14 protein-coding genes and 1 pseudogene are annotated in these 24,689 nt (G+C 71.1%); 5 read left to right on the top strand and 10 right to left on the bottom strand.

From position 1 onward, the window contains the following. Positions 1 to 59 precede the first annotated feature (59 nt). Positions 60 to 533 (top strand): carboxymuconolactone decarboxylase family protein, encoded by a 474-nt coding sequence (locus ICC28_RS24735; RefSeq protein WP_188290896.1) that lies wholly within the window; start codon positions 60 to 62, stop codon positions 531 to 533. A gap of 68 nt (positions 534 to 601) precedes the next feature. On the opposite strand, the gene ICC28_RS24730 is transcribed toward ICC28_RS24735, so the two are convergent. Beyond that, positions 602 to 1,585 carry an XRE family transcriptional regulator gene (locus tag ICC28_RS24730; RefSeq protein ID WP_317454096.1) on the bottom strand — a complete coding sequence of 328 codons (984 nt, stop codon included), beginning with the start codon at positions 1,583 to 1,585 and terminating at the stop codon, positions 602 to 604. After that, positions 1,582 to 2,496, bottom strand: coding sequence for a peptidoglycan-binding protein (locus ICC28_RS41320; RefSeq protein WP_317454095.1), 915 nt, complete (start codon positions 2,494 to 2,496; stop codon positions 1,582 to 1,584). The genes ICC28_RS24730 and ICC28_RS41320 overlap by 4 nt, the downstream gene beginning before the upstream one ends. Before the next feature lie 462 nt (positions 2,497 to 2,958). On the opposite strand from ICC28_RS41320, the gene ICC28_RS24720 reads away from it, so the two are divergent. After that, positions 2,959 to 6,705 carry a protein kinase domain-containing protein gene (locus ICC28_RS24720; protein WP_188290894.1) on the top strand — a complete coding sequence of 1,249 codons (3,747 nt, stop codon included), beginning with the start codon at positions 2,959 to 2,961 and terminating at the stop codon, positions 6,703 to 6,705. On the opposite strand, the gene ICC28_RS24715 is transcribed toward ICC28_RS24720, so the two are convergent. Then, positions 6,647 to 7,729 carry a helix-turn-helix domain-containing protein gene (locus ICC28_RS24715; RefSeq protein ID WP_188291003.1) on the bottom strand — a complete coding sequence of 361 codons (1,083 nt, stop codon included), beginning with the start codon at positions 7,727 to 7,729 and terminating at the stop codon, positions 6,647 to 6,649. The genes ICC28_RS24720 and ICC28_RS24715 overlap by 59 nt on opposite strands. Positions 7,730 to 7,913: 184 nt before the next feature. After that, positions 7,914 to 8,216 carry a hypothetical protein gene (locus ICC28_RS24710; protein ID WP_188290893.1) on the bottom strand — a complete coding sequence of 101 codons (303 nt, stop codon included), beginning with the start codon at positions 8,214 to 8,216 and terminating at the stop codon, positions 7,914 to 7,916. 234 nt (positions 8,217 to 8,450) lie between these two features. On the opposite strand from ICC28_RS24710, the gene ICC28_RS24705 reads away from it, so the two are divergent. From ICC28_RS24705 to ICC28_RS24695, 3 genes are all read left to right on the top strand, one after another. Next, positions 8,451 to 9,344, top strand: coding sequence for an alpha/beta fold hydrolase (locus ICC28_RS24705; RefSeq protein WP_188290892.1), 894 nt, complete (start codon positions 8,451 to 8,453; stop codon positions 9,342 to 9,344). A gap of 61 nt (positions 9,345 to 9,405) precedes the next feature. After that, entirely contained in the window at positions 9,406 to 11,064 is a 1,659-nt protein-coding gene (locus ICC28_RS24700; protein ID WP_188290891.1) for a glycosyltransferase, read from the top strand. A gap of 225 nt (positions 11,065 to 11,289) precedes the next feature. After that, positions 11,290 to 11,787 (top strand): peptidylprolyl isomerase, encoded by a 498-nt coding sequence (locus ICC28_RS24695; protein ID WP_188290890.1) that lies wholly within the window; start codon positions 11,290 to 11,292, stop codon positions 11,785 to 11,787. 219 nt (positions 11,788 to 12,006) lie between these two features. Here ICC28_RS24695 and ICC28_RS24690 read toward each other — a convergent pair whose 3' ends face one another. The 6 genes and pseudogenes from ICC28_RS24690 to ICC28_RS24665 form a co-directional block, all read right to left on the bottom strand. Beyond that, positions 12,007 to 12,228, bottom strand: coding sequence for a DUF397 domain-containing protein (locus ICC28_RS24690; protein WP_188290889.1), 222 nt, complete (start codon positions 12,226 to 12,228; stop codon positions 12,007 to 12,009). After that, positions 12,225 to 12,806: pseudogene (locus ICC28_RS24685) on the bottom strand (DUF5753 domain-containing protein); the annotation flags it as partial. The gene ICC28_RS24690 and the pseudogene ICC28_RS24685, both read right to left, overlap by 4 nt. 44 nt (positions 12,807 to 12,850) lie before the next feature. Further along, positions 12,851 to 14,713 (bottom strand): DUF1998 domain-containing protein, encoded by a 1,863-nt coding sequence (gene drmB / locus ICC28_RS24680; RefSeq protein ID WP_188290888.1) that lies wholly within the window; start codon positions 14,711 to 14,713, stop codon positions 12,851 to 12,853. Beyond that, complete coding sequence (locus ICC28_RS24675) at positions 14,710 to 17,967, bottom strand: helicase-related protein (protein ID WP_188290887.1); 3,258 nt, start codon at positions 17,965 to 17,967, stop codon at positions 14,710 to 14,712. Before ICC28_RS24675 ends, drmB begins: the two co-directional genes overlap by 4 nt. After that, a complete protein-coding gene (locus ICC28_RS24670) occupies positions 17,964 to 19,868 on the bottom strand; it encodes a UvrD-helicase domain-containing protein (RefSeq protein WP_188290886.1) in 1,905 nt (634 codons plus the stop codon). Before ICC28_RS24670 ends, ICC28_RS24675 begins: the two co-directional genes overlap by 4 nt. Then, complete coding sequence (locus ICC28_RS24665; protein WP_188290885.1) at positions 19,865 to 24,628, bottom strand: DEAD/DEAH box helicase; 4,764 nt, start codon at positions 24,626 to 24,628, stop codon at positions 19,865 to 19,867. The genes ICC28_RS24670 and ICC28_RS24665 overlap by 4 nt, the downstream gene beginning before the upstream one ends. Between the last annotated feature and the right edge of the window lie 61 nt (positions 24,629 to 24,689).

Genomic DNA, 24,689 nt, shown 5'->3' with positions numbered 1-24,689 from the left:
CCCTGGCGCGCCGCTCCGTCGGATGGGTGTAACCACCTACGACGGCAGAGGAGCTCACCATGGAAGCCCGCCTGAACCTCTTCGGCAACGAGACCGCCATGAAGGCCCTGAAGCACATCAACTCCGCGGGCAAGGTGGTCGCGGACTCCACCCTTCCGGCCGCCACCCAGGAACTGGTCAAGATCCGCGCCAGCCAGATCAACGGCTGCGGCTTCTGCACCGACATGCACACCAAAGAGGCTGCAGCCGCGGGGGAGACCGTGCAGCGCCTGCACCTGGTCGCCGCCTGGCGCGAGGCCAAGGTCTTCACCGAGGCCGAGCGCGCCGCCCTGGAACTGACCGAGCAGGGCACCCGTATCGCGGACGCGGCCGGCGGCGTCAGCGACGAGGCCTGGGAGAACGCCGCCAAGCACTACGACGAGGACCAACTCGCCGCGCTGGTGGGGCTCATCGCCCTCATCAACGCCTACAACCGCGTGAACGTCCTCGTCCGGCAGCCGGCCGGCGACTACGAGCCGGGCATGTTCGGCTGACGGACGCGGCGGAGCGCGGCAGTCACGGGGCGGGCCCGGGTGCGCGGGCCCGCCCGCCCTTGCGCACGTCAGGTCGTGAGGCAGTGGCGTTCGGCGGTTGCGGTGACGATCAGGCAGGCCGTCATGCCCTCGGGGCCGCCGCCGACCATGGGGGTGGAGAGGTAGCCCTCGGCGTCGAACCTGTCCCTGATCTCGGCCCGGTGCGTGCCCTGGCCCGGAGCGCTGATCTCGACGCGGTCACCGATCCGCCCGAACCAGATCCGTGCCCAACTCGCCTTGCAGAAAGGGCTGTACCGGATGTCCATGGACGGGCCCCGGGCCGGGCGCCGTTCGGCGACGGAGTGGGTGCCCGAGCCCGCGATGGTGCACGCCTGGGGCTGGGAGGAACGGCCGGTGCAGCCGGTGCCGACGCAGCCGGGGCGCAGGGGCTCGGGGTCGGGCCGGGCCTGGGAGCCGGAGTCGTGCAGGAGGCCGACGCCCGTGAGTACGGCCGTCAGCGCCAGGCTGCCGACCAGCGCGGCGGCGGGCAGGAGGCGGCGGGGGCCGAGGCGGCGGGGGCCGTGGCGACGGGGTCCGAGGCGGCGGCCGGGCTTTGCGGGCGGTGGGGTCTCCCTCGGGTCGGCTTTGGCCGACGGGGGTGGCGGGGTCTCCCGTTGGTCGGTCTTGGCCGATGGTGATGACGGGGTCTCCCGCGGGCCGGTCTTGGCCGACGGGGACGGTGCGGGGCGAGGGTGATCGGCCTCGGGTGTTTCGGGTGCCTTGGGTGCCTCGGGTGCCTTGGGCGGTGGGGGTGTCGCCGGGCTGCGGCGCCCGGCCTCTGCCGCGAGGTCCCACAGGGCCAGCAGCCGCGCGGGCGGCTCGTCCGCGAGCGCACACAGCTCCTGGACGAGGGCGCGCGGAGGCAGAACGGCCCCGTTCAGGTAGCGGTGCCAGGAGGACCTGCTCGCCGTGGTACGCCGGGCGAGGCCGTCCAGGCTCAACCCGGTGCGTCTGCGTAACGCGGTCAACTCCCGTACGAGGAGACTGTGTTCCGGCCCGTTGCGGTACGTCACCGGCGCAGGGCCTCCCAGGTGTGGGGGCCCATGATCCCGTCCGCGACCAGACCGGACGCCTCCTGGAAACGCTTGACGGCCTTCTCCGTGTCCGCGCCGTAGGCACCGTCGACCACGCCCGGCGAGTAACCGCGGTGTTCCAGGAGGCACTGCGCCTCGACCACGTCCCAACTCGTGGAGATCTGCTGGAGCAGGGCGTCGTGCGTGTCGCTGTGCCCGGCCTGCAGCCGGTTCTCCGCGCGGCGGACGTCACAGGCGTGGGTCCGGCCCGGTTCGAAGACGAACGCGGCCTTCTGGGAGAGGCGGTCGCCCTGTTCCCCGGCCTCGCCCGTCCAGGGAGAGCCCAGGAACGCTACGACCGCGGCGACCAGCACCCCCGTCGTAACGACGCCGGCCGCGGCGACGACCGCACGGCGCCGCCACCACGGCGGGACCGACGCGTCCACGGGCTCATCGGACTCGGCGCTCCCGCCGGACTCGGCACGCCTGTCGGACGCGGCGCTCCCGGCTGGCTCGGTGTCCCCGCCGGACTTGGTGTCCCCGCCGGAGCTGGCCTCCCCGCCGGACTCGACGCCCCCGGCTGGCTCGGCGCCCCCGCAGTCGGGCGCCGCCCCCGTCGTAGCGGCACGGCCGGCCCCGCCGCCCGCCGACCAGCTCTCCGCCGCCAGCGCCCGCAGAGCAAGCGCCCGCTCCACGTCGCCCCCGCCGAGCTGGGCCAGCTCCCCCACCACAACAACCGGCGCCAGGTGAGTGCCGTTGAGATACCGCTCCCACGACGACCGGCTGCAACTCGTCCGGGCCGCAAGGGCGGCGAGGCTGAGACCGCTGTCGCTCTTGAGCCGGCGCAGCTCGGTCACGAACCGCCGCCCCTGCTCGTCGAGAGCGTCCGGCAGAGCTTTCCACTGAGCCATCGACAGGTCCCCCCTGTTGCGTACGTCGTGCACGTCAGGTCACACCACGCGCATGATAATCACCGTGCCGATCTTCGTACGGACCCGCGGACAGCCGTCCCATCCGTCCCGCGGCGTCCCGTCCCGGCCCACGTCTGCGCAGGTCAGAGGCTAGAGCCTCCCAAGATCGGCAGCATTGCCCCGTACCCCTTGCCCAGGGCGGCGCAGCCCCCGGAGACTCGCTGCGCCGACGCTGCGGCCCGCCCCGCCCCCGACTGCGGCGCGCATCGTCAACACGCTGTCGCCGATCGTCAAGGACAAGGGCCGGGGGCGCTTCGCAGACTCATGGGCAGCAGAGGTCATCGGCCTCACAGGCATCGATGGACATCAGCGGACGTCGATGGACACCAGAGGTCACGTCACCGGCCCGGCCGCCCGCCGCCGCGCGACCTCGCCGAACGATCGAACGGGGAGACAATCAGCGTGGGTTCGCCTCTGACTCGGGATGATCCCGAGCGCATCGGCGGGTACTGGCTCGCGGCCAGGCTCGGTGCCGGTGGGCAGGGTGTGGTGTACGAGGCGTACGACGCGTCCGGTGCCCGGTACGCGCTCAAGAGCCTGCACCGGGAGGCCGGGGACTTCCTCCGGGACCGGTTCGCCCGGGAGGCGGAGGCGGCGCAGCGGGTGGCCGCGTTCTGTACGGCCCGGATCGTGCACGCCGGTATCGACGGGGACGTCCCGTACCTGGTGAGCGAGTACGTGCCGGGGCCGACGCTGGCCGCCGAGGTCGGCGCGAAGGGACCGCTGGACCAGGACGCGCTGCTGCGGCTGGCCACGGGCGCGGCGACCGCCCTGGCCGCGATCCACCAGGCGGGAGTCGTGCACCGCGACCTCAAGCCCGGGAACGTGCTGCTCGGCCCCGACGGACCGCGGATCATCGACTTCGGCATCGCCCGCGCCCCCGACATGTCCCTGACCGCCACCGGCGCGATCATGGGCACGTTCGGCTACATGGCCCCCGAAGTGCTCTCCGGGCAACGGGCCACCGAGGCCTCCGACGTGTTCGCCTGGGCCGCGGTCGTGCTGTACGCGGCGACCGCGACCGAGCCGTTCCGCGGTGAGAACATCGCCGAGGTGGCCCACCGCACGGCCACCGTCGACCCCGATCTCGCCGCCCTGCCGCCCGAGATCCGGCCGCTCATGGCCGCCGCCCTCGCCAAGGAGCCGCAGCACCGCCCCACCGCGAACGACCTGCTGCTGGGGCTGGTGGGAGCTCCGGTGCCGTCCACGGATCCCCGCGCGGCGCTGATGGAGGCGGGCGCGCGCAAGGCCGCGGACCCCGCCGCTGCCGACAGCGACGGAGCCCTCGGGGTGGGCGCGGGCCACACCGCCGTAGAGGCACCGCCGGGCAAGCGCCCCGAGGCCGCCCTCACGGAGGCACCGCCGGGCAAGCATCCCGAGGCCGCCTTCGCCGAGGCGCCGCTGGGTGAACGCGCCGAGGCCGCTTTCACCGCCCTCGCCCCCGCCGCCCAGCTCGCCGCCCACGAACTGCTGCTCCGGCTGACCGTGCCGGGCTCCGTGACCGACGGTTCCCAGGACTCCGTACGCACCGCCGAACCGGCCGAACTGCTGGCGGACCGCCCCGAGAGCGAGCGGAACGCCGTCACCGCCGCCGTCCAGGGGCTCGCCGCGGCCGGGGTGCTGCTCACCGATGCCGACGGTTCGGTTCGGCCGGCCAGCGCCGCCCTGCTGCCCGCCTGGCGGCGGCTGCGCGCCTGGACCGACGCCGACCGGCCGGGCATCGCCCGCCTCCAACGGCTCGGCGCGGCCGCCCGCTTGTGGCGGGCGCACGGTGAGCGGCCGGAGGACCTGCTGCGCGGCACCGAGCTGCGCGACGGCCTCGACTGGCTGCCCACAGCCCCGTACCACCTGCGGCCCAACCCGCTGGAACAGCGCTTCCTCGCCGCCGGCCGCACCGCCGCCGCCCGCACCACCCGGCGTCGCCGCCAACTCCTCGCGGGCCTCGCCGGTACGACGGTGCTCGCCCTGCTGGCGGGCGGCGTGGCCTGGACGCAGAACCGCGAGGCCGAGCGGCGCAGGGCCCAGGCCACGGCCCGAGCGGTGGCGCAGGCGGCGGAGAGCCTCGCCGGTACGGAGCCGGAGACCGCGCAACTGCTCGGCCTCGCCTCCTGGCGGATCGCCGGGGTGCCCGAGGCGCGGGCGGCGCTCACCGCGGCGGCGGTCCAGCCCGAACTCGCGGTGATCGACCTGCCCGCACTGAACGACGGACAGCAGCGCGGAAGCGCCCTCTCCCCGGACGGGCGGCGCCTGATCACGTACTCGACGCAGGCCGTTCGGACCTGGGACCTGGCCAACGGGCGTGCGGGTGCGAAGAAGCCGCTGATGACGTTGTCGTCCGAGGACTTCGAGCTGGGGACGGACAGTCAGCTGCCCGAGTTCAGCCCGGACGGCCGACTCGTGCTCCTGAGCGGCAAGGACAAGTCCGTCCGACCCGTCAACGTCGAGGACGGCGCCCCCGCCGCTCCGCCGATGACCCTGCCCGGCTACCGCAGTTGGTCGGGTATCTCGAACCAGGGGCACGTGCTGATGTCCAAGGGGTGGAACAGGGGAGAGTCGCTCACGCTGTTCGACCGTTCCGGGCGCGAGGTCGTCTCCTGGAAGGCGCAGGCCAGTCGGCACGCGGTCTCGCCGGACGGCGAGTACGTCGCCGAATGCCGCGGGGACACCCTGGTCGTCGGGGCCGTGCGCAGCCTGACGCAACCGGTCGTCATCGAGGCCGACGTCATCGACCGCCTCGACGGGTGCCGGTTCCGGTTCAGCCCGGACGGCCGGTATCTGGCCGTCGAGAGCGGCGATTCCTCCCACGTGTACGACCTCGCCCGCCGCAAGAAGACGGGGCAGCTCCACCACGAGGGTTCCACTCTGCGGTTCAGCTCGGGCGGCCGGTTCCTCGTCGGCTGGTCCCCGGACCTCGACGTGGTCGAGGTCTGGGACCGCACCCGGACCGACGCACCGCTGTTCGAAGTGGCCCTCCCCACCGGCAGGACGGAGAAGGACGGCTCCGGACGTCCCCCACGCGTCGCACTCGACGAGGAGACCCAACGGCTGCGGTACGTCGCCGACAGCACCGGACAGTTCTACGAGATCGACCTCGCGGGAGCCCTCGACCGCCGGGGTGACGACCCCGTCACCGCCGCGATCTCGGCCGACGGACGCTTCGCGGTGCTCCGGCCCGAGGCGGTGGAGCATCCGCCCCTGCACGTGGTCGACCTGCGCACCGGTGAGCGCATAGGGTCCCCGGTCACCCAGCGGACCATCGACGGGGCGGATCCGGACACCGACCGTTTCAGCGCCGTCGACGACGAGGGCCGGGTCCTGGCGTACTCCTACAGCAAGGGCTACACGCGCGGACCGGAGAACCAGGAACGCCAGGTCATCGTGCGGGACGTCAGGCGCGGAAAGGACATTCACCGGATACCCGTGCGTGCCCACCATCACGTCCTCCACCTGGCCGTTTCCCCGGACGGCCGCCATCTGTCGATGACCAGGGACGTGTTCCTGGGGGCCTCCCAGGGCTGCTCCCTGGAGATCTGGGACCTCGGGCGGCGCAAGAGGATCCGTCAACTCGACGGCGGCGGATGCGGGCACGGCACGTTCAGCCGGGACAGCCGGCGGCTGCTCACCACCACGGGCGTGGAGGTCGACCTGGCCACCGGTGACGTGCGCGACGACGTGCTGGGGCCGAGCCCGAACACCGACCTCGCCTACTCACCCGACGGGCGGTTCACGGCCGTACTCAAGGCGTCCGGGTGGGTGGAGCTGTGGGACGGTGCCGTGCGCGACCGGGCGGCGCTGATCCCCAGCGGTCTGGTGCCGGGCGCCGCCAGGTTCGGGGAGCGGCTCGGCGCGATGGCCTTCTCCGACGACGCGAGCCTGCTCGCCGTCGCCGTGAACGACGACGCCGTCCAACTCTGGGACACCGAGGCCAAGTTGCCGCTCGGAGAACCCCTGACCTTCACCGGGCACCGGATCGAGGCCCTCTCCTTCGACGGCACGACCCTGCGGACCGTCACCGGCGGCCGGCGCCACGCCCTCGACCTCGCGCCGGAGAAGCTGGCCGAGGCGGTGTGCCGACGCGTGGGCCGCGACATCACCCGGCAGGAGTGGCAGACGTACGTCCCCGACGCCCCGTACCGCGAACTGTGCTGAGCCCGGCCTGCTGCCGGTACTCGGCCTGCTGCTGGTACTCGGCCTGCTGCTGGTACTCGGCCTGCCGGTACTCGCTGGGGGAGACGCCGTAGGCGCCCCGGAAGGCCCGGCTGAAGTGGGCCGACGCCGTGAAGCCGCAGCGGGCCGCGATCGCCTGGACCGGCAGGTCGAGCAGCGCGGGGTCGGCCAGCTCGCGGCGGGCCTGTTCGAGGCGCCGGTGCCGGATGAGGGCGGCCACGGTGACGCCCTCCGGCTGGAACAGACGGTGCAGGTGCCGCGTGGACAGATGGTGCGCCGCGGCGACGGTCTGCGGAGTCAGCCGCGGGTCACGGAAGTTGCGCAGGATGAACGACCGGATCGTCAGGACGAGATTACGGGTGCGGGTCTCCGGCGGCAGCGCCGCCTCGGCTTCCAGCTCGCGGGAGACCAGCCCGGCCACCAGATCGAGCAGCACGCCGTTCAGCCGCGGCGCGTCGGACAGTTCGTAGGCACCCGTCTCGTCGGACAACTGCACCAGGAACTGGGTCAGCAGCGCGCCGAAACCCCGCCGACCGGACAGCCGTCGGCCGAGCAAGCCGCTCAGCGCCCCCGCGTCGGGCAGCTGGAGGCGGGACCTGGGAATCTCCACGCCCATGCCCACGAGGGGCGAGTCGCCGTCCGAGCTGACGTCGTAGGGGCGGGAGGTGTCGAGGAAGTAGATGTCGTAGGGCACGTTGACGCTGCGGTGGCCGTTGTGATCGACGTGGACCGCCCCGCTGCCCGGCAGGATCAGCGACATGTGGAGCAGCTCGGGGTCGGACTGCCGGATCAGCCTCGGCGTCCGCCGGTACCGCGACGCACACAGACTCACCGGCCACAGCCACGCGTCCTCCAGGTGCACCAGCCGCTGACGGGCCCAGAAGTCGTCCGCGCGCGGGCTGGTGATCTCCGAGGGCGCCACGGTACGCGCGAAGCACTCCCGCCAGAAGTCGAATCGGTCGCTCCGCGCAAGGGCGTCCGTGTGGAACACCGACTCGGCCAGCACCGGCTTCCCCTCCCCCTGGTCATACATCCGTGCACCTCAAGAATCCGCATCGGCATCGGCGCGAACAAGCGGGCCCGTCAGTGGACTTGATCACGGTGACCGGCTGAAGGCCGTTGGAGGGAGGGGGTTACGAGGTCATACGGCGGCGGAGAGGCCGGCCGCCGTACCGCCCGCGTCCGTCGGCTCAGCCCCGCCGGTCCGCCACCGCCCAGGACGCCACGGCCACGGCCCCCGCCACGCCGACCACCGCAGGCCAGGCGCCCACCTTCTTGGCCAGCGGGTGGGAACCGGCGAAGGCGGCGATGTACCCCGCGGTCAGCGCGCCCGCGGCCGGCCCGCCGGCCCGCGCACGCCACTGCCGAGCGGCGGCCGCTCCGGCGGCGGCCAGCACAACACCGCCGAGCTGCCGCTTCTTGGTGAACCGGGCCACGCCGTACCCACCGATGAGCCCACCCGCGGCGATCACCGCGCCGGGAACCTTCGCCATGTTCGATCCCTTCTACCCGTGTGACTGACTATCCGTGTGACTGACTGCCCGTGTGACGGACTGCCCGTGTGACGGACTGCCCGTGTGACGGAGTCCTCGTGTGACGGAGTCCTCGTGTGACCGACTCCCCGTGCGACGGATGTGAACGAGGCTAATCGCCACGCTCGACGATCACTCGAAGCCCCGGCTCACGCGCCCCGCCCCCCACCTCACCGCCCCGGAGGAGAGCCCCAGTTGACACCGCTCCGCCCCCAGCACCTCACCACCCCCGACGGCACCCGCATCGCCTACCGCGACCACGCACCGGCCACCCCGCCCGCTTCACCATCCGGCTCCCCACCGGCCACCCCACCCGCTTCCCCACCCACCCGCCCGTTCCTCCTCCTGCACGGCCTCGCCGGTCACCAGGGCGAGTGGGACGACCTGACGGCCCGCCTGCTCGCCGACGGCCACCGCGTGGTGACGTACGACGCCCGAGGCCACGGTGCCAGCACACGCCGCCCGCCGACGGTGACCCGTGAGGCCTGCGTCGAGGACGCCGTAGCCCTGATCGAGCACCTGGCCCTGCCCGCCGTAACCCTGGTCGGTCAGTCGCTCGGCGGGCACACGGCGCTGCTCGTGGCCGCGGCCCGCCCGGACCTGGTCGGCGCCCTGGTCCTCGTAGAGGCGGGCCCGGAACGCGTCGCCGCGGACACCCCCGCCCGGATCGGCGCCTGGCTGGACAGCTGGCCCAAGCCGTTCGCGTCGTTCGACGAGGCACGGGACTTCCTCGGCCACGAGGCCTGGGCGAGGGGCCTGGAGGAGCGGGCGGACGGCTGGTGGCCGCGGGTCGACCGGGACGTGATGGTGGCGATGATCAGCCACCCGACCTCCCGCGACCACTGGCCGGAGTGGCGGCGCACGACGGCCCCGGCCCTGGTCGTCCGGGGCGAGAACGGCTGGTTGCCGGACCCGGAGTTCGCGGCCATGGCCCGCCCCGGCACCGAGCGGCGCACGATCCCGGCGGCGGGGCACGACGTCCACCTCGACCAGCCGGCCCGCCTGCACACGGAGATCAGGAACTTCGTCGAGGCGAGCGACGGGAACACGCCCGGAACCGACCCTGCGGACACCCAAAACCTGACATAGCGTGGCACTCGCGTACCAGCCGATGAACCTCGGGTGAACCAGGCGAACCACGGGAGCAGCCATGCTCAAGGTCAGCGTCATCGTCCCCGTCCACAACGCGGGCCCCTACCTGGACCGTTGCTCCCCCTCCCTGCTCACCCAGACCATCGGCCGGGACGCGTACGAGATCGTCTACGTCGACGACGGCTCGACCGACGACAGCCCCGCCCGCCTGGACCGCCTCGCGGCCCGCCACCCGCACGTCCGCGTCTTCCACCAGGAGAACTCCGGCTGGCCCGGCAGGCCGCGCAACGTCGGCGTCCGCGAGGCACGCGGCGAGTACGTGCAGTTCGTGGACCAGGACGACGAACTCACCCCCGACGCGCTGGAGAACCTCCACCGGCTCGCCGCCCGCAACGACTCCGACATCGTCCTCGGCCGGATCGTCGGCACCATGCAGGGCCCCAGCCACGTCTTCAAGCGCACGGTGGAGCGCTGCACCGCCGCCGACGCGCCGCTCTTCGAGAGCCTGACCCCGCACAAGATGTTCCGCCGCGCCTTCCTCCTCGACCACGGCATCACGTTCCCCGAGGGCCGGGTACGCCTGGAGGACCAGACCTTCATGGCCCGGGCGTACGTACGGGCGAAGACGGTCTCGATCCTCTCCACCCCCTGCTACATCTGGAACCGCCGCGAGGACGGCGGCAACTCCAGTTCCTCGGCGACGACCCCCGAGACGTACTACGGCCATCTGCGCACGGTCGTCGACGCGGTGAAGGAAGCCACGGACCCGGGCCCGCTCCAGGACCGTCTCCTGCGCCGCTCCTACCGGGTGGAGGTCCTCCGCCCGGTGACCGAGCCGCGCGTCCTGCGCCGCAAGGGCAAGGCCCTGGACCGCTACTTCACCGTCGTCCGCCGTACCGCCCTCGACTGCTTCCCGCCGGGCGTACGGGAGGGCATGGCCGCGATCCCCCGCCTGCGGGCGACACTCCTGGAGGACGGCCGACTGGAGTCCCTCGTCGAACTGGCCAGGAGAGTGGCGGCGGTGAAACCGCGCCTCACGGTCGACGACCTGCACTGGAGGTCGGGAAAACTCCACATCACCACGACCGTGGACCTGCTCCGCCCCGACGGCGAGCCCCTCCTCCTCCACGAACGCGCCGGCCGCCTCCTCCTCGACCCCGACCTCCTCCACGGCATCCGGGGCGCCGAGCACTGGGAGGTCCCCGACCCCCTCGCCTACGCCCGCGGCGAACTCCTCACCCACGACCCGGCCCGGGGCGCCTGGTGGTACCCGGACGCGGACCTGACCCCCCGGACGGAACGCGCGGGCAAGGACCGCATCCGCGTCATCGCCTCGGGAACGACGGTCATCGACCCCTCAACCCTGGCAGCGGGCCACCCCCTGTCCCCCGGCACCCACCTCATCTGGGCCGACGCCCAGCTCCTCGGCATCGGCCGCCGCACCCGCGTACCCCTCCCGGACACCGGCCGCCTCCCCATGGTGAAGGCGGGCACGCCCCCTCGCCTGATCGTCCCGACCGGAACCCCCCGCGACTCCCAGCTCGCCCTGGCCGTCGGCGCCCCGGGCCACACAGCCCCCCACCACCGCTTCCTCCTCCGTACGACGACCTCCCCCCACCTCCGCCGCAGGGCCCGGGCCCTCCTCCACCACCTCCCACCGCCGGTGCGCCGCAGGGCGGGGAAGCTGGCGCGGAAGGCGGACCCGTGGACCCGCTGAGAACGGACCCGCAGCCCCGCGGAGCCTCTGAGGGGGACCCGCGGAGCCGCAGAGGATGGACCTGTGGAGCCGCTGAGGATGGACCTGTGGAGCCTCCGAGGAAAGGAGGCCGGGCGCGACTCCTGACCCCGTCGGACCCTGATCCGAATCCGATCGGACCCCGATCGGACGTCACCGGGGAGCCCATGGACGCGACGCCCGACCCGAGGGTGCAGGATGGGGGGTATGACAACCAAGGTCTACTTCGACATCACCATCAACGACGAGCCCGCCGGGCGTATCACCTTCAACCTCTTCGACGACGTCGTCCCGAAGACGGCCGAGAACTTCCGTGCGCTCGCCACGGGCGAGAAGGGCTTCGGCTACGCCGGCTCCTCCTTCCACCGCGTCATCCCGGACTTCATGCTGCAGGGCGGCGACTTCACCCGCGGCAACGGCACCGGCGGCAAGAGCATCTACGGCGAGAAGTTCGCCGACGAGAACTTCCAGCTCAAGCACGACCGCCCGGGCCTGCTCTCCATGGCCAACGCCGGCCCGAACACCAACGGCTCGCAGTTCTTCATCACCACGATCGTGACGGACTGGCTCGACGGCAAGCACGTCGTCTTCGGCGAGGTCGCCGACGAGGACAGCATGAAGCTGGTGAAGAAGATCGAGTCCCTCGGCTCCCGCACCGGCGCCACCTCGGCCAAGATCACCATCGCCGAGTCCGGCCAGCTCTGACCGACCCAACACACCGGCCGGGGCGTGCTCGCACAGCCCCGGCCGCCGCGGAGTGCCGCCCAGGCGCACGCGATGCACGTCGCCTTCTGACTGAGGCCACATAGCTGGGGCGCCAAGTGGCAGATCTGGGCCACTGAAACCCCCACTAATCGGGCAGATGGCTGGCCCAAATCCGCCAATCAGCGCAGCATGTCGGCATCCGCCGCCATCAACGCTCGTTCACAGGACGCGCTCCGGCCCGCCATGGCTCAGCGCACCGAGGAACCGCCGCCAGGCTTGGGTGCCCACGGTGAGGGACGGGCCCTCTGGGGATTTGGAGTCGCGTATCAGAGTGCCGCCGGTTACGTACGCGCACTCCACGCACTCGCCGCCGGCGCCGTTGCTGTACGAGGACGTGAACCACGTGGGGCCGTGAAGGCCGCTGGGCTCTGCACTGGTCACTTTGCGTATTCCTTCAAGACCGACTTGATCAGCTGGACCGAGCGCTGCGGGCTCAGGGCCGCTGCCCGCAGTCCGTCGAACGCCCGGGTGTACTCCCGGACATGATGCTCGCCCTCCAGGTACACGGCGTCCGTGATGCCGTCCCGGTACACGATGTCCGGATCCTCCGGGGCGGGAAAGCCCAGCATCGTGAACGAACCCGTGACCGGACGGGTCCCTGAGTCGAAGGGCAGGACCTGCACGGTCGTGGTGGCCAACTCACCGGCATCCAGGACACGTTCGAGCTGCTCCCGCATCACCCCCGGGTCTCCCACGACGTGACGCAGTGCGCCCTCGCTCACGATGAACCAGGCATCGGGGGCGTCGGGCCGCGCCAGCATGGCCTGACGTTCCATGCGAACGCGCACGGCCCTGCCGATGTCCTCGGCGGACAGGTGGGCGCCCGTCTTGTGGAGTTCGCAGGCGTACGCCTCGGTCTGCATGAGGCCGGGAATCACCTCGCACTGGTACTGGCGGAACGTCGCGGCGTCCTGCTCCAGGCCGATGTAGATGTTGAACCACTCCGGAACACCCGTGCCGGCGCATGCGCCGACCCGGGGCGCTCTCTGCGGTCGGCCGGAAGTCAGCGGCCGAGCGCGCCCGCGAAGAAGCCGACCTGCGGATTCTCCGGTGTGCCGACTAGCAGGGCCCGGTCGAGCAGGATGTTGTTGTGTTCGCAGCTCGTCTCCGGAAGCATCACGCAGGCGTGGCAGGCGGCCAGGTTGGTTCCGCCGGTGCCGGACGCCTCGGACTCCACGCAGAGCGGGTCGGAGGAGCACCATTCGGCACGACGGACGGCCGAGCGGATCGTCCGGTCGAGGAGGGCCGGTTCGCCCTGGGCGACGAGTCCGCCGAGACTGCCTGCCGAGTCGCTCGTGGCGGTGTAGACGAGCACGCCTGCCATGTCGTCGGCCGCGTACAGACGCTCGCGCAGGGCAGCGGCCGGGTAGCCGGCTTCCAGGCTCCACTCGTTGATGAGGACATGAGCCAACGTGTGCAGCAGCACCATGCGGGGCGTCGCCGGGGAAGGGGGCACGCGACTCGGATCCCCGGCACGCTGTTCCATCACCCGCTGGTGAGCCGTACGCATGCGCTCGACCCGAGCGGCGACGGCCGCGGCCCTCTCCCAGGCACCGAGTCGTTCCTCGTCCAGGCGGAGGAAGACCCCCTCGCCCCGCACCTCCATCGCGGGGAGCCACTGCAGAGGGGAGTCGGAGAGCGGGACTTCATGGGGCTCGGTCGTCGCGTCCGGGTCGGCGAGTCGGGTGAACGCCTTTAGCGCGCGCACCTCGCGGAGCTTCTTCACCAGCATCGGTCCGGAGACCCCGAGAGGGTGGAGCACGCTCGTGTCGCCCAGTGGGGTCTCGCAGATGAACTGCTCGTCCCTGGAGCGCGCGCGTTCGTCGTTGCCCACGCAGAGTCGGTCGTACTCCTTGTTGCGCAGTGCGCGGTAGCGGTGGTCGAAGGTGGGCTCGTCCTCGCCGCTCGGGTCCTCCTCGCGTTCCGCGTCGAGGAGCGTCATGACCTCGTCGAGAGGGACCGGGCTCTCGCCGTCGAAGAGGAACTTGAGGACGGCTGCGACCTCCTCCCGGCTGCTGAGACCGCGAAGCCTCGCCCAGTGCTCGGCCAGCGGATCGGCACGGCCGTCGCTCCACGGCGGAATGGAGAGCGCCGACTTCAGCACCGGCTGCCACACGGCCGAGGAACCGCGCTGGAGCGTGCGCGGTGTCATGCCGCAGACCTGGGCGGGGGCGGACGTGCCGAGCCACGGGCGAGTGCCGCGGCAACGAAGCCCCAGATCCTTGAGCGCACTCTTGCGGAACGAACCCTCCATGGAGACTTCGGGCACCCCGCAGGTGCAGGACACGAGGATCGAGCGGAGTGAGGAGCTGCGGCCGGAGGTGCGCATCCTGAGCGTTCCTCCGCACTGCCCGGCGGTCGTGGCGCCACCACCGGCGGCTCGATGGACCCAGTGCCAGTACGGGAAGTCGTCGAGGTGCCCGGCCTCGCAGGCGATCACGAATCGGGAGGGCACGAGGTCGACTTCACATGTGCCGCAGATGCTCCGGCCGGCGGGCGGATTGAAGTCGCGGTGTCGACGCAGGTCGTTGCAGTCGGGGCAGGAGTGCATGAGGGGGAAGCGACGCACCCGGATGCCGTCCCTGCTGGTGTCCTCGGACGCGGGAGGCAGCCGGAAATGCTGGACACCGAGCAGACGTGCGAGGCGCCGCTCGTGGATCCGGGGGGACTCGTCGCTGCTCCAGTACTCGTCGGCTCCGTCGAGGCCGGAGACGATGAAGGACTCCTGGTCCACTGCGACGAGCGAGCCGACGCCGTACGTGGTGATCGCCTGAGCCCGACGAACCGTGCCGCGCCGGGGCAGGTTACGGGCGGGTGCGGCGCCGTCCGTGCGGGTCCGGCGGCGACGTGCGGGGGGCGGGGTCATCGGGTTGCCTCCATGAACAGGGCTGACTCGGCATCGACATCGCGCAGGCTCCACAGGGTGGGCCATGCCTCGGCGCCCTCGGACTCGTCGTCGTACGACTTCAGGAGCGAGGGGGTGCGGCTGCCCCTGACAGGTTCGAAGAAAAGACCGCCGTGCGTGTCGGCCTCGTCGCACCACCAGTCGACGAACTCGTCGAAGGCGCGGCCCACCGCGTCGACCTCTTCATCAGTGACGTCCTGGACACGGTTCAGAAGGATCGGCCTGACCTCCTCGCGGAGGAGATGTTCGTACGACTCGATCCGGCCCGCGGCGTCATTGTCGCGGGCGGCCGGGACGAGGATGCGGGCCAGCGCGACGATCACCGCGTGAAGGCCCCGCTCGCGGGCGCGGGCGGAGAAGGGGGTGACGGAGGTGGACTCGACCTCGCGATAGAGCGCGGAATGGAAGTGCAGGAAGTTCTCGTAGTGGGAGCGGTCGCGGGACCGGGTCGCGTTGAGCATGACGGCGACCAGTCCGGGGTGGGCACGGCCGACACGGCTGGTGGCCTGGATGTACTCGGCCGTGGTCTGAGGTTGACCCATGACAGCCATCAGCCCGAGCCGGTCCACGTCGACACCGACCGCGATCATGTTGGTGGCGAGGAGGACGTCCACGGTGTCCTCGTCGGGCAGCTTCTTCTCGATGCCCTTGAGACGGGTGGGGATCTCGCTGGCGTCGATCCGACTGGTCAGCTCCGAGTAGTTGGCCACGGAGCGGGCGGTCACGCCTTCACGGTCGGCGAGCACTCCCAGGTACGCCACCACGTCGTCGTGGACCTGAAGTTCGGCCGCGGACAACAGCCGGAGGCTGTTGAAGTAGCCGACGAGACTCCAGTACGCGTCGGCCACTTCGTGGTTCTCGGTCCTGGCCTGCTCGGCCCGGTGCAGCAAGGTGGCGTACGTACGGATCAACAGGGTGGACTGACTCGTGCCGGGGGCCAGAAGCCCGACGTAGCGGCGGCTCGCCTTCTCCTCGCGCGGAGTCTCCACGGCGAACCAGGAGTCTCGGGAGTCCAGGCCCGCGGGCGGGAACTGGCGGACGTCACGGGCGAAGAGGTGACGGCCCTGGTCGCCGGCGCGGCGGATGGTCGCGGTGGAAGCGATCACCTTGGGGCGGTCGGCGAGAGCGTCCACCGCGGTCTCGTAGAGTCCGGTGAGGGTGCCCAAGGGGCCCGAGATCAGGTGGAGTTCGTCCTGGACGATCAGCTCCGGGGGCGGGGTGCGGTCGCCCGGGTCGTCGCGGTTGAAGAGCGCCGCGGTGGCGGGACGCCATGGCATGGAGGCGAACTTGTCGACGGTGGCGATCACCAGTGTGGGGCGGGCGTCGTACACGGCCTCGTCGATCAGGTGGACCGGCAGTCCGTCGGCGAAGACGCAGTCGCTGCCGGGGCAGCGGACGTGCATGCGCTTGGCGTCGACGTCGACCTCGTAGGCACGGGCGTCGAGGCGGGTGCCGCACCAGGGGCAGGCATGGAGCTGGACGGGGTTCTCGGTGGCGAGACGCCTGTCGAGGTCGCCCCGGAGCTCGGAGAGTCTCCTTTCGGCCTCAGCCAGGGTATTGGGAGTCGCCGAGCGGCCCACCCACATGCCGATGGAGAACGCTTCGTGCCCCAACTCGGGCCTGGCACGCCGCATGTGTTCCATGGCGCAGATCAGGATCGCGGCCCGCTCGAACTGCTGGAGGGTGAGCAACCGGAGCGTGTAGCGCATGAGCACGGTGACACCGCCTCCGCATTCCTTCCTGCGGAGGCGACGCAGGAACGAGGTGAGCGCGATCAGACCGAGGTACGCCTCCGTCTTGCCACCACCGGTGGGAAACCACAGCAGGTCGGAGACGCCCCGGTCGTGGTGCTCGGGGTCGTCGATCCCGGCCAGGCAGAGCAGCACGAACGCGATCTGGAAGGGGCGCCATCGACCGGCGGACGGGTCGGGGGAGCCGATACGGCCGTTCTTCACCCACGCGCTGCGGGCGCGCTGGTCGGCCATGGCGTGGTTGACGAGCCGGAACGCCAGCATCAGGTCGGGCTTGGACGCGAGGAGGTCGATGCCCTCGCGGATACGACCGAGCGCCTCACGGCACGCCGCCACCTGGCGCCGTGCCGGCTTCTCGTGCGTGGTGCCGGTCAGCGCCTCGGCCTCGATCTCCTTGCGGTCGATCCATCGCTCGTACCCCATGGCGAGTTCGCGCAGAGCGGCCAGTACCTCGGCGTCGTCGCGCTCCGCCAGGCCGAGCATGGACAGAGCCGAGCTGTCGATCTCCGGGTTGGAGTCGGTGAGCAGCACCTCCACGCTCGGCACGAACGCGCTGCGCACCTCGGCGACAGCCGCGAAGACGGTGTCGGTCATGCCGATGGGCGGCGGCGTCCAGTCCCACTCGGCGGCGCAGCCGTGACCGACGGCGAAGGTCGGGGCGTGGCGGTGCAACAGGCGGCTGGTCGCGACCTCGTCGTCATGGGAGGCTGCCGGGGCGGGGCGATCGACGAACGCGGTGGAGCCGTTGGCGGCCCGGACCGTGAGACCGCATTGGAAGAGGGAGAACGCGTCCTGGAGCTCCCGCTCGCCGACGCGTTGGGTGTTCACCAGAGTGACCGTGATCGTGACCGTCCCGGACGTCGGGTCGTGGCGCCTGACGTTGACGCGCAGCGCTGCTCCGCCCCCCAGTTCGACCTTCTTGTCGGGATCGGGCGTGGTCACGTCGACCGTGGTGTCCGGAAGGGCCAGCTCCTTGCGCCGCCACCGCTCCCGCTGCTCGGAGACCGTGCGAGCCTCGGCACGCCGAGCGGAGATCGGCCTGCCGTCGGCATCCGTGGGCTCGTAGACGGCGGCACGCGCCGAGATCACGATCGCCTCGCTTATGGCAGGGTCGACCGCGAAGGTGAGGCCCATCGACGAAGGGCGCCGGGAGCCCGCGGCACCCACCTCCTGAGCGGTGCCGGACTCCTCGACGTTGTCACGGGTCCGCTGCGGGGCGATGTCCAAGCCGTCCTGCTCGTCGTCGTCCGCACGGAGCTGCTCCTCCGCGGCCGCGTTCGCCGCGCGCGGGTACAGGACGCCGGTCAGGTAACGGTCGATCGGCGCCTCTTCGGTCAGGACCTCGTCCCGGTCCTCCGGCTCGGCGCCCGGGGCCGGTCCCAGGAGCTCGCGGCGAAGCCCCACCAGGAGCTCCTCGTCCCGGACCCGATAGTGCTCGGAGTGCCGACCTGCTCCCTGCGTCATGCCTTCCGCTCCTCGTTGTCGTCAGCCCGTCGGTACTTTCCGATGCCGGTGATCCGCGGGACGGTCCAGACACCTCGGTCGCCGAGGCCGGCGTTGACGCCGGCGGCGCTACTGCCGGACACGGTCTCCAGGACGTCGACGCGCAGGCCGTGAATCTCGTCGGGCCACCACGGGTCCCACGTCCGGTTCACCTTCTGCACCTGGAACAGGTCCTGGCGGAACCGCTCCGACGCCTCACCGATTTCCCGCCCGTCGTGCATCAGGGCGTACGGCGGGCTCTGGAACTCACCCATCGGCAGGTCGTGACGCCTGCACAGCACGACTTCCTCACCGGGGCGTACATGCTCCAGGAGATACGTCTGCGTCGCCACCGCGTCGGTCTCGTGGCCCGGCGGGTTGTCCCGGCACACGTCGCCCGCCTCCACGACGATCCCGAGACGGTCGTACGACCGCCAACCAGCGACATACCGACGGCCGTTCTTCCGGCCGCCCGCTCTCTTCACGATCGGGAGTTCGGGGGGACTCGCGTGGTAGAGATCCTGGCGGACCCGCGTCATCGCCACGTACAGGGCGCGAGCCTCGGCGGGGAGGTCCAGCTCGTCCTTGTACTGCTTGCGGAGTTCGGCGACGGTCGGCGGGGTCAGAACGATCACCCGGTCGAACTCCAGCCCCTTGGCCCGGTGCACGGTGGAGACGACGACCCGTGTCGTCTCGGGATCGGCGGCCTCGTCGGGGAACCTGCCGTCGGCGACCAGGCGCCGCAGCCGCCCCAGATCGAGCACACCGCGTCCGGTCGACCGGGTCGCCCGCCGCAACACCGTCCACAAGGCGCTCGCGTTCGGTTCGTACGGCAGAGGAATCTCCGCGAGCAGCGAGCCGAACCGTTCCTCGGTCAGGCCGGTCGCCTCGGTACGGCGCAACAACTCGGCCACCCAGTACGGCACAGGCCGTTCTTCGAGGGGGCGCCGCAGCCGATGGTCGACGCCGTGCTCGTGGAGCAGGCCGGAGACCACCAGTGCCTGCCGGTTGTCGCGGGTGAGGATCGCACAGGTGTCGGTGAGATTCCGCAAGCCGTCCAGAGCGAACGGGTCGGTGAGGTCGCCCATGCCGTTCGCCGGATCCAGAAGGAGGTCGCGAAGTTCCGTGTAGAGGACCGCCGCCTCGTCCGCGTCGCCGACCCGCTGAAGACGGGGACCGTGCGTCAGCGCGATCCGAGCCTCGGCGGTGGTGGCCCGAAAGTTCTCAGTAAGGTGCAGCTCCACCAGGTCGTCCGGGTACGAACAGCGCAGCCAGTCGAAGAACCGACCGGTCTCGTCCGAGCGCTCCGTGGGGTCGCCGATCTGGAAGCCGTAGACGGACTGGGCGGCGTCGCCGACGACGGTGAAGCCACAACTGTCCTGGTAGCGGTCGAGCAGGGCCTCCACCAGCTCCCGGCGTGTGCCCAACAGATCCTGTACCTCGTCGATCACGACATGAGCGGGCGGTACGCCGTCGCCGGCCTCCAGCGCCCCCTTCTCGACCGCATCGGTCGCGGCGCCGATCCGCTCGTCGAAGCCGACCGCACCCCACTCGCCGTCCGGGTACGCCTGCGCGAGCACCCCGTACGCCCAGGCGTCGAACGTCTGGGCACGCACGCGGCGGGCCCGCTCCCCGTGTCGTGCGATGCGCTCACGCAGCTCGCGGGCCGCCGCTCGGGAGAAGGTGAGCACCAGGATCTCGGCGGCCTCCAGCGCCTCGTCGGGATCCCCGTGACCGCACAGGGCGTCGAGCCTGCGCACCAACGTGTGCGTCTTTCCGGCTCCCGCGCCCGCGGTGACCAGGACACGCGCGTCCCATGGCTGCTCGACCACGGCCCGCTGCTCGTCGGTGAGCGGAGGGCTGTCGAGGTAGGCGTCGGTCACGTACGGCTCCAGAGGTGCTCGAACTGGGTGAAGGCGAGCTGGGTGTCGAAGTTCTCGATGTTGTCGCTGACGTTGAGGATCAGGCAGCTGTCCTTGCCGCCGTTCCGTGGTCCGCGAAGTCCCCGGCCGATCATCTGCTGGTACACGTTGGTGCTGTAGACCGGCCTGGCCACGACCACGGCACGGGTGGCCGGGGCGTCGAATCCCTGGGTGAGCACACCGTAGTTGGTGAGCACGCGAATGCGTCCGTTTCGGAACTTCTCGATGCGGGTGCGGCGATCCTGTGCACTGGTCGTCGAGTCCACCGCGGCGGACGGGACACCCCAGTCGTTGAGCATGGCCGCCAGGTACTTGGCGTGGTCGACGGAGGTGGCGAACAGCAACGTCGGCCAGTCGCCCGGCAGTTCGGCCACCGAGTCCACGATGCGTCGGCTGCGGGCGTGGTCGTCGGCGAGCCGCTGCTCGGCGGAACGGGACAGCATCGCCATGCGGTCGGCATGTGTCCTCTCGTCCCGGGTCAGCTCGATCCGGCCGCCCTCCAGGGTGCGGTGCTCGACCTGGGCGAGCATGCCCCAGTCCTGAAGGTCGCGGTACGGGTCGCCCGACGGGAAGACGCCCTGGTCGAGTCGTCTGTTGCCGAAGCGACTGACCAGGCGACGGGTCTCGTCCTCGTTGGTGTTGCGGAAGGGGGTGGCGGTCAGCCCGAGCAGATGGCGACCGGTCTCGTACTGGGTGAGTCCCAACCGGCCCAGGATCTCCGTGTACCGCTTGGAGATGGCCGTGTGGGCCTCGTCCACGATCACCAGCGCGGCCTGTCGCAGCCAGGCGTACTGATCGATGCCCAGGCACCGCTCCAGCTTGGCGTCGGTGGCGACGACCAGGTGGGGGTGGTCGACGACATCACCGACCTCGTTGCTGCTCCACAGCCTGCTGACGGCCAGGGGGCGTTCCGCGCCTACCTTGCTCCAGACGAACTTCCAGCTCTGCACGGCCTGTTCGCACAGCTCCTCCGTCTGCGCGATCCACAGGACCGGACCCTTGAGATCGCCGACCCGCTTGACCCAGCGGATCACGGCCTCGGCGGTGACCCGGGTCTTGCCCGCGCCGGTGGGCAGGGACAGCATGCCGCGCTGGGGGGCCAGCCGGTCGAGCATGGTGGAGATGTTTCGGACCAGGTCCTCCTGATAGTCGTGAAGGCTCGGGAAGTCCCGGGGGCCCTCGACGGTCTCGAACGGAGGCGGGGACGGAGTCCGCGAACCCGCGAACGCGACGGGCAGTCTCAGGTCCGAGACGAAGGCGACAGCGGCCGGCGAACCCCCGTACGCCACCGGTGCGTTGGGGAAGCGGGCCTGGATGTCCCGGGCATGCTGCTGCAGCACGCCGTCGCCGTGCGCGTTGAACGCCATCTGCGCGATCCGACGCCCGGACGGCTCGACACCGTCGGTCGCCTGCAACTCGGCCTCCATCAACCCCTCCGGGAGCCCGGCCCGGAGAGCGTCCGCTCCGATCAGCAGCTCGACCTTGGCCACCACGTCCTCGGCCTCGCGCACCGCCTGCTGGGCTGCCTTCAGCGCACTGTCGCGGGCCATACGGTCCTGGTGCTCCAGCACCGCCCGGCAGCCGGCCGCGCCCAGGCCGAGGCCGAGCTCACGGTCGATCAGCCGCAGCATCGGCTCGGGCTCCACAGGCACACGGATCTTGACAGTGCTGTCCTGGCGCACGGCGTCCAGAGGAGAGGGCTGAGTGCCCTTGGGCGTGCGGACGACCTCCTCCAGTTCGGTGCACCGCTGCACCATGCTGTTCCGGTTCCCGCTGTTCAGGCGTTGCCGCAGAGCGGGGAACAGCTCGACCAGCGCCACGGGGTCGCCCTCCGGCACTTCGCGGGTCTCCTTGCTGATCACGTCGGTGTAGCGGAGCATGCCCCACTTCTCGACCATCAGCTCGGCGTCCCCGGAGGTCGGCACGAGCAGCGCCGGGAGCTGCTCGGCACGGAGCACCCGGTACTCGGCGGCACCGACGGCGACAGTGATCTCGTCGTCGGGACGGGTGCTCCACGCGTCGCCGATCCGGCAGCGGGTCAGGGAGTCCTCGGGGAAGTCCGCGCCGAAGCGCGTCAGCATCACGTAGGTGGCGCCGACGAAGGAGTCGTCCTCGCTGCGGGAGACCTCTTCGAGGAGTGCGTCCCAGCGGTCGGCCGGAACCTCGTCGACGGTGGTCGGGAGCCGCAGCTTGCGGGCCTTCTCGGGTGAGACGTCGGCGACCGGGAGCACGTCGCGGTAGTCGGCCAGTTGCGGACCGACGGCCTCCGTCAAGGGCTTGATCCCCTGGGAGGTGGCGACTGTGCCGTGCTTCTTGAGCATCCAGCGGATCGGTGAGATCACCGCCTGTCGGGTGCTGGTCTGCGCGCCGACCTGGAGGGTCCAGTTGTCCACCACGGCGTCGTCGGGCAGCGCCTTCAGGAAGGCCGCGCGTGACTCCTCGGACAGCGCGCGGAAGACATGGAGCGGGCCGCCGATCGCAGCGCCCTCGAACTTCGTCCGGTTCAACGAGGGACGCGGGGTGTCGGCGGCCAGACTGCGCAGGTAGGCGGCGTGGACGGCTTCCCGGTACTCCTCGAACCACTCCTCACCTGCCGCGGGCCGCACTCCGCCGACCGGTCGTTCCCGCAGACCGACCTGGGAGAAGAAGTACACGTCGTCGGAGTGGAACCCCATGTCGACGGCGACGCTCGGGTCGCGCTCGGCGTTCACCACGGCGCCCGGCAGCATGCAGTCCTCGATCGGTCGGAATCGTCCACCGGCGGTGCGCACACGGAGCGTCGAGCCCGGAGCGGGGACCCGGTCCAGGACCCGCTGGGCCATGCGACGTACACCGGCCTGGCGGAACAACTCCCAGAACCGCTCCCAGTCCGACGGGGTGTAGTGGTCGAACCCCTGGTCGAGCACGCTGACGAACCGACCCTCGGCGTGGGCCTCCTGGATGCCGAGGACGTTGAGCGCGTGGGCCAGTGAAGGGTCCTGGGCGAGCTCGTCGACCACGTACACGGTGGATTCGCGCAGGCCGCCCTGGTCGACGCGACGGAACACCCTGCCGGGCACGGGGGGGACGAGCCCGTGCTCCTCGGTGAGCACGATGTGGGCCTTGCGGGCCTGCTCGGCGAGGGGAGAACCGACCTCGATCATGTCCGCGAGGATGCGGACAGCCGCCTTCGACGCCTCGACGGTCCCGCTTCCGACCAGGGCCTCCAGCCACTCACGGACGTCGGCTCGCTCGTGCCCGGCCGCCTCCAGGACGTGCACGACCTTTCCGGAACGCAAGCCGTCGACCTCGACGCTCGGGTGCAGCCAGTTCGAAGGGCGGCCGGGACACTCGTGCCACATCCGCAGCCAACGGAGCAGACTTTTCAGGTCCTTGTCGGGGCGTGGGTGGACCCGCAGCTCGGCCGGGACGCGCAGGACACCGTCCTGGTCGGGCAGCGACGGCGCGGTCGCCGCCCGACTCCAGATCTCCCGAGTGAGGAACTCGTCGGCCCAACTGATCGACTCCTTCACACGGCCGGGCAGCAGCGGGAGGTAGGCGCCGGGGTCCTCGGAGGGGGCCAGGGCGGTCAGCGAGTCGACCACCAACTGCGCCGCCACCCGGATCATCTCCTGGTTGAACGGGGAGGAGTCGAGGAGGTTCTGACGGTCCTCGTTCGTCTTCCATGCGCCGTTGAGGACGCCGCTCAGGGACATCTCGTACTTGGTGGGGAAGAAGGACCAGAACTTGCCGCGTCCACGGGCTCGTGAGCTGACGTACAGACCGCTCTCGGGATCCTTCTCCAAGGTGGGGACGGCCCAGGCGAGGTCGAGCGAGAGCCGGTCGTGCAGTTCGCCGGCGTCCGCGCGCGCCGCCGGACCGGGCTGGTGGGTGGTGGTGAACACGCGCCACCGAGCGGTCGCGGTGTCCTTGCCGGTCCGCTCCTCGACCACGGTGTGCAGGTCGCCGCTCCGCTGGGCGGTGAGCACACGGCGGGCCGGCGGGCGGGGCCGCCGATCCTCCAGTACGACCTTCGCGACGTGCGGCGAGAAGAGCTGGAAGCCGACCGGGAACTCCTCACGGGGCTCGCCGTGGTCCTTGGCGCGGCCGCCGTGCATGTCCTTGCCCAGCCGGACGTCGGCCTTCGGCAGCAGGGGGAGGCGGACGACCGTCGTCGCCCATGCCAGCAGTTCGTTCAGGACGGGGTCGGCGGCGCGCTCCGAGGCCTCGTCGAGGGGGCGGGCCATGCGCAGGACGGGGGCATCGAACGCCGGCCCGTACCGCTCCGCGACACCGGGGACGGCACTGATCTGCTCGTACGACCAGGCGCGGTCGAATCCGAAGCTTCCGGTGCGGCTGAAGAATTCCGGTGCGTCGGTCACTACGAGAACCGATTTCACGCCGACGCCGAATCGCCCGATCTGGCCTCCGCGCTTCTTCGACATACTCATGCGAAGGATTGTCTCGGCGCCCTCGGAGGTGACCGGGTTCCCTTCGTTCGCGCAGTAAAGATGCGACTCCGTGAGGACCACGTGAATTCGACCGCCCGGCTCGTCTGCGATTTCGTCGGCCGCGTTCTGGACAAGCTCGAAAAGCTGACGGTCGCCATATCCGCCTTGAGTGATACGGCGCTCACCATTGGCGTGCTCGGCCACGAGGCCGGGGTCCACGGCGTAGGTGTGCAGGACGCGGGAGGACTGTTCGAGAACGGTTTGGATCACCGGAGAGGACGAAGACGGCACTGCTTCTGCGCTCCTGGGTTATCGAGGTTCGACGAAAGTGTGAGTGACGGGCCGGCTCTCG

The organism is Streptomyces sp. TRM68416 (genome assembly GCF_014596915.1).
Taxonomy (GTDB): Bacteria; Actinomycetota; Actinomycetes; order Streptomycetales; family Streptomycetaceae; genus Streptomyces.
The sequence above is the reverse complement of the archived record's forward strand: the minus strand, read 5'-3'. Positions and strand labels throughout refer to the sequence as shown.

Coding starts and splice junctions, on each gene's coding strand:
- ICC28_RS24735 (WP_188290896.1), top strand. CDS start 60: ATGGAAGCCCGCCTGAACCTCTTCGGCAACGAGACCGCCATGAAGGCC.
- ICC28_RS41320 (WP_317454095.1), bottom strand. CDS start 2,496: ATGGCTCAGTGGAAAGCTCTGCCGGACGCTCTCGACGAGCAGGGGCGG.
- ICC28_RS24710 (WP_188290893.1), bottom strand. CDS start 8,216: ATGGCGAAGGTTCCCGGCGCGGTGATCGCCGCGGGTGGGCTCATCGGT.
- ICC28_RS24700 (WP_188290891.1), top strand. CDS start 9,406: ATGCTCAAGGTCAGCGTCATCGTCCCCGTCCACAACGCGGGCCCCTAC.
- ICC28_RS24695 (WP_188290890.1), top strand. CDS start 11,290: ATGACAACCAAGGTCTACTTCGACATCACCATCAACGACGAGCCCGCC.
- drmB (WP_188290888.1), bottom strand. CDS start 14,713: ATGACCCCGCCCCCCGCACGTCGCCGCCGGACCCGCACGGACGGCGCC.
- ICC28_RS24675 (WP_188290887.1), bottom strand. CDS start 17,967: ATGACGCAGGGAGCAGGTCGGCACTCCGAGCACTATCGGGTCCGGGAC.